The 13,493-nt window shown below is 66.5% G+C and carries 12 protein-coding genes; 7 read left to right on the top strand and 5 right to left on the bottom strand.

Translation table 11 applies throughout. The features are described from left to right. Positions 1 to 57: 57 nt before the first annotated feature. Positions 58 to 942, top strand: coding sequence for a glucose-1-phosphate thymidylyltransferase RfbA (gene rfbA, locus FBZ87_RS20190; RefSeq protein WP_145612378.1), 885 nt, complete (start codon positions 58 to 60; stop codon positions 940 to 942). Between the two features lie 154 nt (positions 943 to 1,096). Here rfbA and FBZ87_RS20185 read toward each other — a convergent pair whose 3' ends face one another. Continuing rightward, positions 1,097 to 1,885 carry a helix-turn-helix transcriptional regulator gene (locus FBZ87_RS20185; protein WP_145612377.1) on the bottom strand — a complete coding sequence of 263 codons (789 nt, stop codon included), beginning with the start codon at positions 1,883 to 1,885 and terminating at the stop codon, positions 1,097 to 1,099. A gap of 196 nt (positions 1,886 to 2,081) precedes the next feature. Here FBZ87_RS20185 and FBZ87_RS20180 point away from each other — a divergent pair, with 196 nt between their 5' ends. Next, positions 2,082 to 2,429 (top strand): ribbon-helix-helix domain-containing protein, encoded by a 348-nt coding sequence (locus tag FBZ87_RS20180; protein WP_186454861.1) that lies wholly within the window; start codon positions 2,082 to 2,084, stop codon positions 2,427 to 2,429. A gap of 144 nt (positions 2,430 to 2,573) precedes the next feature. After that, a complete protein-coding gene (locus FBZ87_RS29825; RefSeq protein ID WP_246134508.1) occupies positions 2,574 to 4,070 on the top strand; it encodes a methyl-accepting chemotaxis protein in 1,497 nt (498 codons plus the stop codon). Positions 4,071 to 4,147: 77 nt separating this feature from the next. On the opposite strand, the gene FBZ87_RS20170 is transcribed toward FBZ87_RS29825, so the two are convergent. Genes FBZ87_RS20170 through dctP form a run of 3 tightly spaced genes read right to left on the bottom strand, consistent with a single transcriptional unit; the run spans position 4,148 to position 7,135 of the window. After that, a complete protein-coding gene (locus FBZ87_RS20170) occupies positions 4,148 to 5,494 on the bottom strand; it encodes a TRAP transporter large permease (RefSeq protein WP_145612375.1) in 1,347 nt (448 codons plus the stop codon). Continuing rightward, positions 5,481 to 6,062 carry a TRAP transporter small permease gene (locus tag FBZ87_RS20165; RefSeq protein WP_145612374.1) on the bottom strand — a complete coding sequence of 194 codons (582 nt, stop codon included), beginning with the start codon at positions 6,060 to 6,062 and terminating at the stop codon, positions 5,481 to 5,483. The genes FBZ87_RS20170 and FBZ87_RS20165 overlap by 14 nt, the downstream gene beginning before the upstream one ends. After that, a complete protein-coding gene (gene dctP / locus FBZ87_RS20160) occupies positions 6,059 to 7,135 on the bottom strand; it encodes a TRAP transporter substrate-binding protein DctP (protein WP_145612373.1) in 1,077 nt (358 codons plus the stop codon). The genes FBZ87_RS20165 and dctP overlap by 4 nt, the downstream gene beginning before the upstream one ends. Before the next feature lie 389 nt (positions 7,136 to 7,524). On the opposite strand from dctP, the gene FBZ87_RS20155 reads away from it, so the two are divergent. From FBZ87_RS20155 to FBZ87_RS20145, 3 genes are all read left to right on the top strand, one after another. Beyond that, a complete protein-coding gene (locus FBZ87_RS20155) occupies positions 7,525 to 8,244 on the top strand; it encodes a GntR family transcriptional regulator (protein ID WP_145612372.1) in 720 nt (239 codons plus the stop codon). Positions 8,245 to 8,323: 79 nt separating this feature from the next. Next, a complete protein-coding gene (locus FBZ87_RS20150; RefSeq protein ID WP_145612371.1) occupies positions 8,324 to 9,817 on the top strand; it encodes a malonyl-CoA decarboxylase in 1,494 nt (497 codons plus the stop codon). A 47-nt stretch (positions 9,818 to 9,864) separates the two neighbouring features. After that, positions 9,865 to 11,406 carry a malonate--CoA ligase gene (locus tag FBZ87_RS20145; protein WP_145612370.1) on the top strand — a complete coding sequence of 514 codons (1,542 nt, stop codon included), beginning with the start codon at positions 9,865 to 9,867 and terminating at the stop codon, positions 11,404 to 11,406. Between the two features lie 133 nt (positions 11,407 to 11,539). Here the strand turns inward: FBZ87_RS20145 and FBZ87_RS20140 are convergent, their stop codons facing one another. Beyond that, on the bottom strand, positions 11,540 to 11,707 hold the full coding sequence (locus FBZ87_RS20140; protein ID WP_081486311.1) for a YdcH family protein: 168 nt from the start codon (positions 11,705 to 11,707) through the stop codon (positions 11,540 to 11,542). Between the two features lie 410 nt (positions 11,708 to 12,117). On the opposite strand from FBZ87_RS20140, the gene FBZ87_RS20135 reads away from it, so the two are divergent. After that, complete coding sequence (locus tag FBZ87_RS20135; RefSeq protein ID WP_145612369.1) at positions 12,118 to 13,446, top strand: MFS transporter; 1,329 nt, start codon at positions 12,118 to 12,120, stop codon at positions 13,444 to 13,446. The last annotated feature ends 47 nt before the right edge of the window (positions 13,447 to 13,493 follow it).

The raw sequence follows: 13,493 nt of genomic DNA, 5'->3' as shown, positions 1-13,493 counted from the left end.
TCCTGACGCGCAACTTCGGATTTTCCTTTAACCTTATAAAATACAAGGCTTATTCAAATGAAGGGCATCATCCTCGCGGGCGGTTCCGGCACGCGGTTGCACCCCCTGACCAAGAGTGTCAGCAAGCAGCTGCTGCCCATCTATGACAAGCCGATGGTCTATTACCCGCTGTCGGTCCTGATGCTGGCCGGCATCCGCGACATCCTGCTGATCAGCACGCCGCACCACTTGCCCCTGTTCCAGGATTTGCTGGGCGACGGCGCGCCCTGGGGCATCAACCTGTCCTACGCCGAGCAGGCGGCGCCCAACGGCCTGGCGGAGGCCTTCATCATTGGCCGCGACTTCATTGGCAACGACCCCTGCGCCCTGGTGCTGGGCGACAACATCTTCTACGGGCAGGGCTTGAGTGCCCAGGCCCAGAAGGCCGCCTCGGTGAAGGATGGCGCCACCGTCTTCGCCTATTGGGTTGAGGATCCGCACCGCTATGGCGTGGTGGAATTCGACGAGCAGGGCCGCGCCATCAGCATCGTGGAAAAGCCCAAGGAGCCCAGGTCCAACTGGGCGGTGACCGGCCTGTACTTCTACGATAACCGGGTGGTGGACGTCGCCCGGGAGATCAAGCCCTCGCCCCGTGGCGAGCTGGAGATCACCGACGTCAACAACGTCTATCTGCAGCAAGGCAACCTGCTGGTGGAGCGCCTGGGCCGCGGCACCGCCTGGCTGGACACCGGCACCCACGATTCATTGCTGGAGGCGGCGGAATTCGTGCGCACCATCGAGCATCGCCAGGGACTGAAGATCGGCTGCCCCGAGGAAATCGCCCTCGAACTGGGCTTCGTGGATGAAGAGGCGGTGCTGTCCCAGGCCCGGGCCTACAAGAACAGCCCCTACGGCCAGTACCTGCAGCGCCTGGTCAGCCGCCGCCGCGCGTCGCAGTATTAAGGCTCCCTCGATGAGCAGGGGGCCGGCTGACTCCCGGCGCCCCTTTTCTGCGTCCCTCTTCCAGGCTCGCGACCGCGAGCCCCGCAGCGAGCACCGTAGGGCGGAGCGAGGATAGCCGAGGCCGCGGATGCGGCCGCTGGCGCCTGAAGCCAAATCAAGGATAAATCAGGCCCATCTGGATGGCCTTGGCCACGGCGTGGATCTTGGAGTAGCAGCCCAGCTTTTCCAGCGCATTCTGCAGGTGAAAGGTCACGGTGCGGCCGGACACGCCGATGATCTCGCCCGTTTCCTCCACCGTCTTGCCCCGGCTGGCCCATACCAGGGCCTCCTGTTCACGCTGGGTCAGCGTCGGCGGCGGGGTAACGGGTGTCAGGCGCATGCTGACCACCCGTTCATGGAAATAAAGGGCACTGAGGCGCAGCCACGCTGGCGCCGAATCCGGGCTGATCAGCCCCTCCGGCTTTTGCGTCCAGAACAGGCTGACCACCGCCGAGGCCAGGCGGCCCTGCGGGTCCACCGTGTGGGTGGGAATGACGTACCCCTGGGTGTAGCCGTGATCGGCGGCCGAGGTCATGACGGCGATGGCGCGCTGGGCATCCTGCTTGGCCCGGCCGCGCGCCGGCAGATCCAGCTTGGAGGGCGCCTGCAGGCTGGCATGGAACTCCGGCACGTCGGCCCACGTCAGGGGGGCGGCCTGCCGTTTCGCCATCACCATCAGCGGGTCATGGCTCATATACCCTTCGGACAGGTAGGTGTGGAGAAAATCCTCCCGCACCGTCGTGCGCACGAAAAGGTCCGGTTCGCCCGGCGCCGGGCCTGGGCGGCTGTCGATGTAACTGACGGCGGCGTAGCCGAGGTCCCGGGCCAACTGGCTGAATGTATTGAATAAATCTTCAGGATTGTCAGGCTGGCCCAACCGGTTTAGGGCTTCGTCCAGGATCATGGGAAAGCGTCCGAGAGGCCCGGGGAGGGGCGCGCGATTGACGGGTTGGGGCACCTCTTTCGCGTCAAAAGCGCCTAACCCTGTATGAGTCTACAGTTATGTAACTACATTTCCCCCGCTTTGATAAGGACCGCCATCACACCCCCGGATAATGCGCTCCGGTAGCGCGTCCGGATCCTTGTCTCGGAGCATGGATATGACCGTACTGACCAGCCATCGCCTTCCGTTTCCGGTTCTGGCCGCCGTGCATCAGGCCACGGCGCCGCGGTCCCTGGTGCCGCGCAGCGTCCGCGTGGGCACCCGCCGCACCTCCATGCGGCTGGAGCCACAGTTCTGGACCGGCCTGGACCTTTTGGCCCGCCAGGAAGGCTGCCAGATCGCCGAGCTGCTGGACGTGATCGACCGCTCGCGTGATGACGAAACCAGCCTGTCCAGCGCCGTGCGCGTGGTCGTGGTCAGCTATTTCCAGTGGCTGGCGTCGGTGGAGACCTTGGCGACCCCCGTGCAGGCGCCGCAGCAGAACCTGAGCCAGGCGTTCTTCTGATCGCCGCTTCCCGCGCCATTCGTTGATGCCAGGTCATCGGGGCCCCCAATGGGGCCCCGCTTCATTGCACATTAGTGATCCAAGTCAAGGCGAGGCGTACCGGGAACGGTTATCTGGGAAAACCTTTTCCGGGAGATTGGCCCCATGCCTGCCGCATCGCTTGCCTCTGCTGCAAATCTGTCGCCCTTGGACCGTGTTCGTCGCACCACCACGCTGTTGGTGCTGACGCTGCTGGTGGCGCAGATCTTCGTTCTTCTGGCTGCCCAACTGGTGGTTCTGGGTGGGTTCGACTGGCGTCAACCGGCGGCGACGCTGCTGGTCGTGCTGGTGGCGGCGGGTGCCTGGGCGACCCTGCCGCCCCCGGCCAGCCGTCTGGTGCTGGCCGCTTGCCTGCCCCTGGCCGGCGCCCTGTCCATTTGGGCCTTCGCCGGCAATCCGTGGCAGACGGGCATGCAGGTCTATGTCTACATCCTGGTTGCCGTGTCCGCCGGCTTTTGCGACGGGCGTACTCTGGCGGCGTCCGCGGCAGCCGTGGCGATGTTCTTCATCGTCGGCGGGCTGGCGGTTCCGGAGTCGGCCGGCGTCCGCGGCGGGGAATACCTGCGCATCCTGATGTACGTCTGGCTGGTGGTGTTCGAAGGCGCCCTGCTGGCCTGGCTGGCCCAGACCATGGCCCGGTCCTTCCAGCGGTCGGATGAGGCCCTGGCCGATGCCCGCCAGGCGCATGAGGAACTGGCCCAGGCGACATCCGCGCGCGAGGCCATGGCCGCCCAGGCGCGGGACGAACGCAACCGCCTGATGCTGGCCCTGGCGCGGCGCCTGGAAAGCGACGTCGGCGGCCTGGCGGGTGAGGTCGCCGGGGCGGCCACCGACGCCCGCGGCTGTGCCGATGATCTGCGCGCCCTGGTGCGGCGCGGGTCGGACAACGCTGGCGCCATCGCCGCCTCGGGCGGGGATGCGCTGGACAGCGCCTCGCAGGTGGCGGATGCGGCCTCGCAGCTGTCCGAGGCCATCGCCGAGATCAGCAGCCAGGTGGCCCGCTCCTCCGGCGTGACGCGCGAGGCGGCGGAGCGGGCGCGCTCCGCCCAGGCCATCATCAACGGCTTGTCGGAAGCGGCCTCCAGCATCGGCAGCGTGCTGGCCACCATCAGCGAGATCGCGGAACGCACCAACCTGCTGGCACTGAACGCCACTATCGAGGCGGCGCGCGCCGGCGTGGCGGGCAAGGGCTTCGCCGTCGTGGCGTCGGAGGTGAAGAACCTGGCCGGCCAGACGGGCCTGGCGACGTCTGAAGTGGCGCAGAAGGTGGCTGCCATCCGCGACAGCACGCATGAGGCGGCGGAGGCCATCGAATCCATTGCCACCGTCATCTTCGACGTGGACGCGGCCACCTCCGCCATCGCGGCGGCGGTTGAGGAACAGGACGCCGCCACGAAGGAGATCGCCCGCAGCGCCGCGGAGGCGGTGCAGAGCGCCGGTGCCGCCGCCCGGGGGTGTGAGGAGACGCTGTCGGCCTGGACCGACACCAACGGCTCCGCCGACGGCATCGCCGACCTGTCCAAGCTGCTGTCGGGCCGGGTGGAGAAACTGCAGGCCGTCGTGGATGGCGTGGTCGCCGAGATCCGTACCGACGCGGCCTGACCAGGCGGCCAAATCCGAAAAAGAGGAAGGGGGGCGGCCCCCGATGGGACCGCCCCCCCTTCCTCTTGGCGGTTGGTTCACCCGGCGTAAACGGCGCCGGGCAGCCAGGTGGCGAGGCCTGGCACCAGGCACAGCGCCAGGATGGACACCAGCATCAGGCCCACGAAGGGCAGCACCCCCATCACCACGTCGCGCAGGGGAATGTCCGGCGCGATGTTCTTGATGACGAAGATGTTCAGGCCCACCGGCGGGTGGATCAGGCCCATCTCCATGACGATGGACATGATGATGCCGAACCAGATCAGGTCGAACCCGGCGGCCTTCAGCGGTGGCAGGATGACGGGTGCGGTCATCAGGATGATGCTGACCGGCGGCAGGAAAAAGCCCAGCACCACCACCAGCGCCAGGATGGCGGCCAGCAGCACCCACTTCGACAGGTGCATGCCCACGATCCACTCCGCCGCGCCCTGGCTGATGTGCAGGTAGCTCATCACGTAGGAATACAGCAGCGACATGCCGATGATCATCATCAGCATGGTGGACTCCCGCAGGGTGGACATCAGGATGGGACCCATCTGTCCGGGTCGCCAGATACGGTAGATGCCGGCCACCATCACCAGCGCCAGGACAGCCCCCAAACCCGCCGTTTCCGACGGGGTGGCGATGCCGCCATAAAGGGCGAACATGACGCCGATCAGCAGGATGACAAAGGGCAGCACGCGGGGAATGGCGGCGAAGCGTTCGCGCGCCGTGAAGGTGTCGGTGCGCAGAAGCTCCGACCACGTCCCGCCCTGGGCGTAGGCCGCCGTGGCCACCGCCTTTTCCCGGCGATAGCGCGCCACGGCGTAGATCGCGAACAGCACCACCATCAGCACGCCCGGCCCGATCCCGGCCAGGAACAGGCGGCCCAGCGACTGTTCCGCCGCGACGGCGTAGAGGATCAGGGTGATGGAGGGCGGCAGCAGGATACCCAGGGTGCCGCCGGCGGCGATGATGCCGGCGGCGAAGCCGGGGGAATAGCCGCGGCGGCGCATCTCGGGAATGCCGGCGCTGCCGATGGCTGAACAGGTGGCGGGGCTGCTGCCGGCCATGGCGGCGAACAGGGCGCAGGCGAAGACGTTGGCCACGCCCAAGCCACCCGGCACCCGGCCCATCCATACATGCAGGGCTGAATAAAGGTCGGAACCGGCGCGTGACCGGCCGATGGCAGCACCCTTCAGGATGAACAGGGGGATGGTCAGCATGGTGATGCTGGCCATCTCCTCGTACACATTCTGGGTGACGGTATCCAGTGAGGCCGCCGGCATGAAGAAGTACATGAAGACCACGGCGACGCTGCCCAGCGCGAAGGCGATGGGCAGGCCGGCGAACAGGGCCACCAGGGTGGCGCCGCCGTAGAGCAGGCCGATCTCAACCGTGCCCATGGGCGCGTCCTTCCATAGGGGCATCCCCCGCCTGGGGCGCCAGCAGTTGCAGGGCGATCTGCAGGGTCAGCAGGGTCATGCCCGCCGACATGGCGAGGTAGGGGATCCACAAGGGCGGCGCCCAGGAGGAGAAGGTGGCGTAGCCCTCCACCCAGGCCTCATGGCACAGCACCCAGGACTTCCAGGAGAAAAAGCCGCAGAACAGAAAGGAGATGAGGTCCGCCACCCAGCGGCGCACACGCTCCACGCCCGCGGGCAGCAGCCCGCCCACCGCCTCGATGGCGACATGACCCCGGCGGGACTGGACGTAGGCTGCGGACAGGAAGGTGGCGCCGACCAGCAGGAAAATGGCGGTCTCATCCTGCCAGTCGGACGAGTGGTGCAGGAAGTACCGGGCCAAGGCCTCTTCGGTCATGACGATGCCGGCGGCCACCACCGCCACCGCCGCGACGGTGGCGATGACGCGGTTGGTCCAGGCCAAGGCCATGCCCGCCCAGCGGACGGGGGCCGACGCTCCCCGGGGCAGGCGCGCAGCCCCTGGCCCCTTATCGAGCTCGGCAGCCCTCATGCCACATCCTCGGCCAGCTTCAGCAGGGCCGCGGCCTCGGCGGAACGGTCGGCGAAATCCTTCCAGGCGGTGTCGCGGGCGATGGCGCGCCATTCGTCCATGACCTTGTCGTCCATGTCGACGACCTTCACGCCCGCCTTGGCATAGATTTCGGCCACGCGCTGGTCGTCCTTCCTGGCCTCTTCCATGCCGAAGGGCTCCAGCGACTCACCCACCGTCAGCAAGGCCTTCTGCTGGGCGGCGGGCAGGCCGTCGAACACGGTCTTGGACATCATCAAGGGTTCGAGCATGTACCAGAAGCTTTTCTGCCGGGCGGCGGTCAGGCTTTTGCTCTGCTCTTCCAGCTTGAAGGAGATCAGGCTGGTGGAACTGGTCACGGCGGCGTCCAGGTTGCCGGTCTGCATGCCGGCATAAATCTCGTTGGACGGAATGGAGGAGACGGCGGCGCCGGCCGCCTTGAACATCATGTCCATCTCGCGCGACCCGCCCCGGATCTTGATGCCCTTCACGTCGGCAGGATGCAGCACCGGGGTGCCGCGCGCGGCGACGCCGCCCGCTTGCCACACCCAGGTCAGGATCTTCACGCCCTTGGCCTCCAGCGCCTTGGTCAGCGCCTCACCAATGGGCTTCTTCTTCCAGGCCAGGCCCTGCTCATAGCTTGTCACCAGGCAGGGCATCAGGCCCAGGTTCATCTCCGGTATCTCACCACCGCCGTAGGGCATGGGATAGAGGGTGAAGTCCAAGGCCCCCTTCCGCAGGGCCTGCAACTGCGCCACCGTCTTCATGAGGGAGGAGGCGGGGTAAACCTCGAACTTCAACGCGCCCTTGGTCTCCGCCTCCACCTGCGCCGCGAACTTGCGGCACAGCCGGTCGCGGAAGTCGCCCTCCGTCAGCGTGCCGCCGGGGAACTGGTGGGAGATTTTCAGGGTGGTCTGGGCCTGGGCACGGGTGGGAAGCAAGCCGCCGGCGCTCAGCACCGTGCCCCCCAGGGTCAGGGCAACGGGGCTGGCCGCCATGGCCCCCAGCAGGGCACGGCGCGACAAGGCGGTGTTGGGCGTCTGATCGGTCGACATGGGGGCGTGTTCCTCACCGTGGGCAGGCGCCGGTCTTCTTCTGGTCCGGCGTTGGGGTTGGGCCTGAAGCGTCGGTTCTGACAAGGGAACGGGTAAAGGCGGGGCCATGTGCGACGGCCCGCTCAAGCACTTGGGCGCCAACTTCGACGCGCTGATTCTCCCGGCTTCCGCAATTGCTCAGTAAATGCTGCAATGGCGAAATATGTCTTTATTTGCAGATGCTTGGGTGGTGGAAGCATGTCAGAGCGGCTCGGGGGCGTCAATCTCTGAAACGCAAGATTGTCCGTCTTGCATGCATGAAGATGACTGGTGTATGCGTAAAATCAGGCAAGGGGACGGGTGCCCGCCGGCCGCCGATAACGCCTGCCCCGCCCCGGATGAGGTGACCCATGGCCCTTCCCGAAACCCGTTCCGAGCAATTGGCCCGCGCGCTGGAAGACGACATCTGCGCCGGCCGCGCCCTGCCGGGGATGCGGCTGGACGAACAGGTTCTGGCCCAGCGTTTCGGCACCTCGCGCACCCCGGTGCGGGAGGCGTTGAAAATGCTGGCGGCCCAGGGTTTCGTGGAAATACGCCCGCGGCAGGGCGCCGTGGTGGTCGGTCTGGACGTGCGCCAGGTGCTGGAGCTGTTCGAGATCATGGCGGTGCTGGAAGGCCTGTGCGCCCGCCTGGCGGCCCGCCGCATGACGCCGGCGGAACGGGCGGATCTCATGGCCGTCCATGGCGAATGCCAGCGCCTGGCGGCGGCCGGCGACCCCGACGTCTACTACGCCATGAACACCCGCTTTCATGAGGTGATCTACGCCGGCAGCCACAACCGTCAGCTGGAGGAGGAGACGCGGCGGGTGCGCAACCGCCTGTCCCCCTACCGCCGCAACCAGTTGCACCAACTGGGGCGTGTTGCGAAGTCGGTGCAGGAGCATGACGACGTGGTGCGCGCCTTGCTGGAGGGCGACCCCGATCGGGCGGAAAGCCTGATGCGCCGCCACATCGGCATCCAGGGCGACGGCCTGTCCGACTTCGTGTCCAATATGTCGACACCGCAGGCTGTGTCCAGCCCCCCGCCGGCCTTGGCGGGCACGCTTGGCCGGCCTACCATTGTGCGGTGACCGTTCGCCGCCATCTCAATATGCGCTCCGCCCGCTCCGGTTCGTCCATTCCAGTTTGCAAGGCCATGAGGTCCAGCCCATGAGCAGCAGCACCTTCTTCCGGTCCATGTTGACGACCATCGCCGATCGCGGCCGCGCCCTGGTGCGCCGTCACGGCCCCATGGTGGAGGATTTGCTGGAGGACGCGGCCAAGCTGATGCCGCTGTCCGCCAAGGGGCAGCCCAAGCGCGACCTGCCCACCCTGTGCGACACCCTGCTGTCCGGCCGGGGTGAGGCCTCGGGCGTGGCGCTGGCGGGCCAGATCCTGGACCAGTGGGCGCGGCTCGACACCGCAGGCCAGCGGGCCTTCCTGCTGGATTTGGCCTATCGTTTCGGTCCCGACCCGATCAAGCTGGACAAAGCCATTGACGCCTATCGCGCGGTGCCGGGCGCCGGGACGGCGCTGACCCTGCACAACGCGGCCGAGGCGCGGCGGCAGGAGCTGTTCCGCCGCCTGAACCTGGCCCCCGGCGGAACCGAGGCGGTGGTGCGCATGCGCGAGGCCCTGTTCCGGGTCATGGCCGACGCGCAGGGGGTGGAAAAGCAGGCGCTGGAGGCGGTGGACGCCGACTTCAGCCATCTGCTGGCCAGCTGGTTCAACCGCGGTTTCCTGGTGCTGCGCCACATCGACTGGACCACGCCGGCCAATATCCTGGAAAAGATCATCCGGTATGAGGCGGTGCACACCATTCGCGACTGGGACGATCTGCGCCGCCGCCTGGCGCCGGCCGACCGGCGCTGCTTCGCCTTCTTTCATCCCCAATTGCCCGACGACCCGCTGATCTTCGTGGAGGTCGCATTGGCGCCGGACATCCCGGCCAGCATCGACGTCCTGCTGGCGGAGGGCCGCGCGCCCATGGCGGAGGAAGACGCGACCACCGCCGTGTTCTATTCCATCTCCAACTGCCAGGAGGGGCTGCGCGGCGTTTCCTTCGGCAACTTCCTGATCAAGCAGGTGGTGGAGGATTTGCGGGCAGAACTGCCCAACCTGCGTACCTTCGTCACGCTGTCGCCCGTGCCGGCCTTCGCCAAATGGCTGGCGCGGGAGCGTGGAGACGAGGCATCCGCCGTGCTGGCGCCGGCGGACAAGGCCATCCTGGCGGCGCTGGACCAGCCGGATTGGCAGCGCGATCCGGGCACCGCCGCCACGGTGTCGCCCGTGCTGCTGCAGGCGGCGGCGCATTATTTCCTGAAGGCCAAGTCCCGTGGCAACAAGCCGGTGGACCCGGTCGCCCGCTTCCACCTGGGCAATGGCGCCCGGTTGGAACGTCTGAACTTCCTGGGCGATTTGTCGCCCAAGGGCCTGAGCCAATCGCATGGCCTGATGGTCAATTACCTCTATAAGCTGGACGACATCGAAACCAATCACGAGCGCTACGCCGACAAGGGCGAGGTGGTGGCCGCGGCGGCCGTCCGCCGTCTCCTGAAGGCCGAAAGCGGCACGGACGAACCCAAGCCGCCCAAGTCTGACAGGGCCGGGGTATCCAAGCGCGCCCGCCCCGCCACCGATACCGCCCAGCCGCCTGTTGTTTAAGCCCCAATAATAACAACGCCCCAAGAAGACGCCGGAGTGTGACCGCCATGGCCAACCATCTCTTTTCCCTGATCCTGAGCCGCATGCCGGCACGGGAGACCCCGTTCATCATCATTCCGGAAACCAGGGGCCAGCCTGAGCGGATACTGACCTACGGCGAAATGACGGCGCTCTCGGCCCGTATGGCCAACCTTCTGGTGGCGCGGGGGGTGAAGCCGGGTGACCGTGTGGCGGTGCAGGTGGAGAAAAGCGCTGAAGCCATCATGCTCTATCTCGCCTGCGTGCGGGCGGGCGCCATCTACCTGCCGCTGAACACCGGTTACACCCTGGCGGAACTGGACTATTTCATCGGCGACGCCACGCCCCATCTGGTGGTATGCGATCCCGCCAAGGCGGGCCCTATGACGGAACTGGCCCACGCCAAGGGCGTGGCCGCCGTGGAAACGCTGGGGGGCCAGGGGGCGGCCGATGCCGGCACCCTGCTGGCGGCGGCGCTGGAGCAGTCCAGCACCTTCGCGGACATCGACCGTGGCGCCGATGACCTGGCCGCCATCCTCTACACTTCAGGCACCACCGGCCGGTCCAAGGGCGCCATGCTCAGCCATGACAACCTGGCCTCCAACGCCCTGACCCTGGTGGACTATTGGCAATTCACGGGCCGCGATGTGCTGCTGCATGCCCTGCCCATCTTCCACACCCATGGCCTGTTCGTGGCCACCAACACCCTGCTGCTGGCCGGCGGCACCATGATCTTCCTCGCCAAGTTCGATGCCGACGAGGTCATGCGCCAGTTGCCGCGCGCCACCACCATGATGGGTGTGCCCACTTTCTACGTCCGCCTGCTGCAGCATCCGGGCCTGACCAAGGAGGCGACGGCCCACATGCGGCTGTTCATCTCCGGCTCTGCCCCGCTGCTGGCCGAAACCCATGACAGCTGGCGGGCCCGCACCGGCCTGGCGATCCTGGAACGGTACGGCATGACCGAGACCAACATGAACACCTCCAACCCCTATGACGGCGACCGGGTGGCCGGTACCGTGGGCTTCCCCCTGCCGGGCGTGGCGCTGCGCGTGGTGGATCCGGAGACGGGCGCCGCCGTTCCGCAGGGGGAGATCGGCATGATCGAGGTGCGCGGCCCCAACGTCTTCAAAGGCTATTGGCAGATGCCGGAGAAGACGGCGGCCGAATTCCGCCCCGACGGCTTCTTCATCACCGGCGACCTCGGCACGATCGACGTCCGGGGCTATGTCCACATCGTCGGTCGGGGCAAGGACCTGGTCATCTCCGGCGGCTACAACGTCTACCCCAAGGAGATCGAGACGGAGATCGACGGCCTGCCCGGCGTAGTGGAAAGCGCCGTCATCGGCGTGCCGCATCCGGATTTCGGCGAGGGCGTGACCGCTGTGGTGGTGCGCCAGAAGGGCGCGACCGTGGATGAGGCCGCCGTGCTGGCCGCCCTGGACGGCCGCCTGGCCAAGTTCAAGCAGCCCAAGCGCGTGCTGTTCGTGGACGACCTGCCGCGCAACACCATGGGCAAGGTGCAGAAAAACCTGCTGCGCCAGGAATACCAGGGGCTTTACAGGAAATAGCCCCCTGTCGCGCGTTGAAATCGGCATAAAAAAAGACCGGACGGGACGCCCCACCCGGTCTTTGATTTTTTCAGGACCCCGGCACCCGGTTCAGGTGGACGGCGGCCCTACATGGCCAGTGGCCCGCGGCGGATCAGTGCCGCGTGTGTTCGTCGATCTTCTCTTTCAGCCTGAGCTTTTCGAATTTCATGCGCTGCACGAGGGCGCTGTCATGATAGGGGCGTGCCAGCTCGCTGTGGATACGGTCTTCCAGACTGGCATGCTTCTGGCGCAGGCTTTCGACGAAATTGTCAGTGGCCATAGTTCCCTCCAGCTATCTGTTCAAGGGATAAAGGCGAGATCGCCTTGAGTGTCTTAGACGATGGTCCGGTTCTGGCAGTAGTTCCATCCCGTTGACCGCCAGCGCAACAAGATGGGCGCCAGCGTATATTTTCTTTTATTGACGCATCCATCATCGGGCGACAATCGGCGCCTTGATGCGGTCATGCCGCGTTTCAAAAGCTTACGCCCCTCATAGGCCGAAGTCTTCAACAAAATAGGATAGTGCTAGACGAAGGGCAGTGGCGTGTTAAGCCTTCGTCCAGCCGCCTATGACAGCGCCATGACAGCCATATGACACCCGGAAGGCTCTGGGTTTCAAGGCTTCTTGAAATACGGGTAATTGCCCGTATTATAGAGGCCGCCCTGTACCCCGATCGGATAAGCGCCGCCATGACCGATGTGACCGCCCCCAAAAATTCCTTTGGCTCCGCGCCCCCATTGGCCCGGCACTTGGCCCGGCAGGTGGAGGGGCGCATGCATTACGGGTGGGTGGCGGCCGCCCTGGCTTTCACCACGCTATTGGTGGGCGCGGGGGTGCGGGCGGCCCCGGGCGTGCTGTTCGTGCCCTTGGAACAGGCGCTGGGCTGGGACCGCGCCACCATCGCGGCGGCGGTATCGCTGAACATCTTCCTCTATGGCTTCATGGGCCCATTCGCGGCCGCCCTGATGCAGGCTGTCGGCGTCCGGCGCACGATCCTGACAGGCCTGGGCCTGCTGGCGGTGACGACCATCACCAGTACCCTGATGACCCAGCCCTGGCAGATGATGCTGTCCTGGGGTCTGCTGGTGGGCCTGGGCACGGGCCTCACCTCCATGACCCTGGCGGCCACGGTGGTGAACCGCTGGTTCATCAAGCAGCGCGGCTTGGTCATGGGCCTGCTGACGGCCAGCTCGGCCACCGGCCAACTGGTGTTCCTGCCGGGCATGGCCGCCCTGGCCACCCATTTCGGCTGGCAGGCGGTGGGTCTGACGGTGGGCGCCGCCGCCCTTGTGCTGGCGCCCCTGGTGGGCCTGCTGCTGCCCGACAGCCCGCGCGCGGTGGGCCTGGCGCCCCTGGGGGGGACGCTGGAGGATGAATTGCCGCAAGGTAGCGGCAACCCTATCGTCATCGCCTTCACCACGCTGGGCCGGGCGTCGAAATCGGTGGATTTCTGGCTGTTGTTCGGCAGCTTCTTCGTTTGCGGCCTTTCGACCAACGGCCTGATCGGCACCCACCTCATCTCCGCCTGTTTCGACCAGGGCATCCCCGAGGTGGCGGCCGCCAGCCTGCTGGCGCTCATGGGCCTGTTCGACCTGGTGGGCACCACCGGGTCCGGCTGGCTGTCTGACCGGGTGGATAGCCGCAAGCTGCTGTTCTGGTATTACGGTCTGCGCGGCCTTTCCTTGTTTTACCTGCCCCTGTCGGGCTTCAGCCTCTATGGCCTTTCTATCTTCGCCGCGTTCTATGGCCTGGACTGGATCGCCACGGTGCCACCCACCGTACGCCTGGTCACCGACCGCTTCGGCCGTCGCGACGCGCCCGTGATCTTCGGCTGGGTGGGGGCGGGCCATCAGATGGGTGCTGCCCTGGCGGCCTATGGCACCGGTATCATCCGCACCGAATGGGGCAGCTACTTCCCGGCCTTCCAGGTCGCGGGCCTGGCCTGCGTGCTGACCGCGATCATGGTGCTGTTCATCAACCGCCGCCGCAACACCGCGACGCTGGCCGCGGCCGAGTGAATGCGCTCTGCGGCGGAAAGTGACCTTAGGGCGCGACCGCGTCCGCC

The organism is Nitrospirillum amazonense (assembly GCF_007828035.1).
Lineage (GTDB): Bacteria > Pseudomonadota > Alphaproteobacteria > Azospirillales > Azospirillaceae > Nitrospirillum > Nitrospirillum amazonense.
Note: the sequence above shows the minus strand (reverse complement) of the source record. Positions and strands in the feature narration are given on the sequence as shown.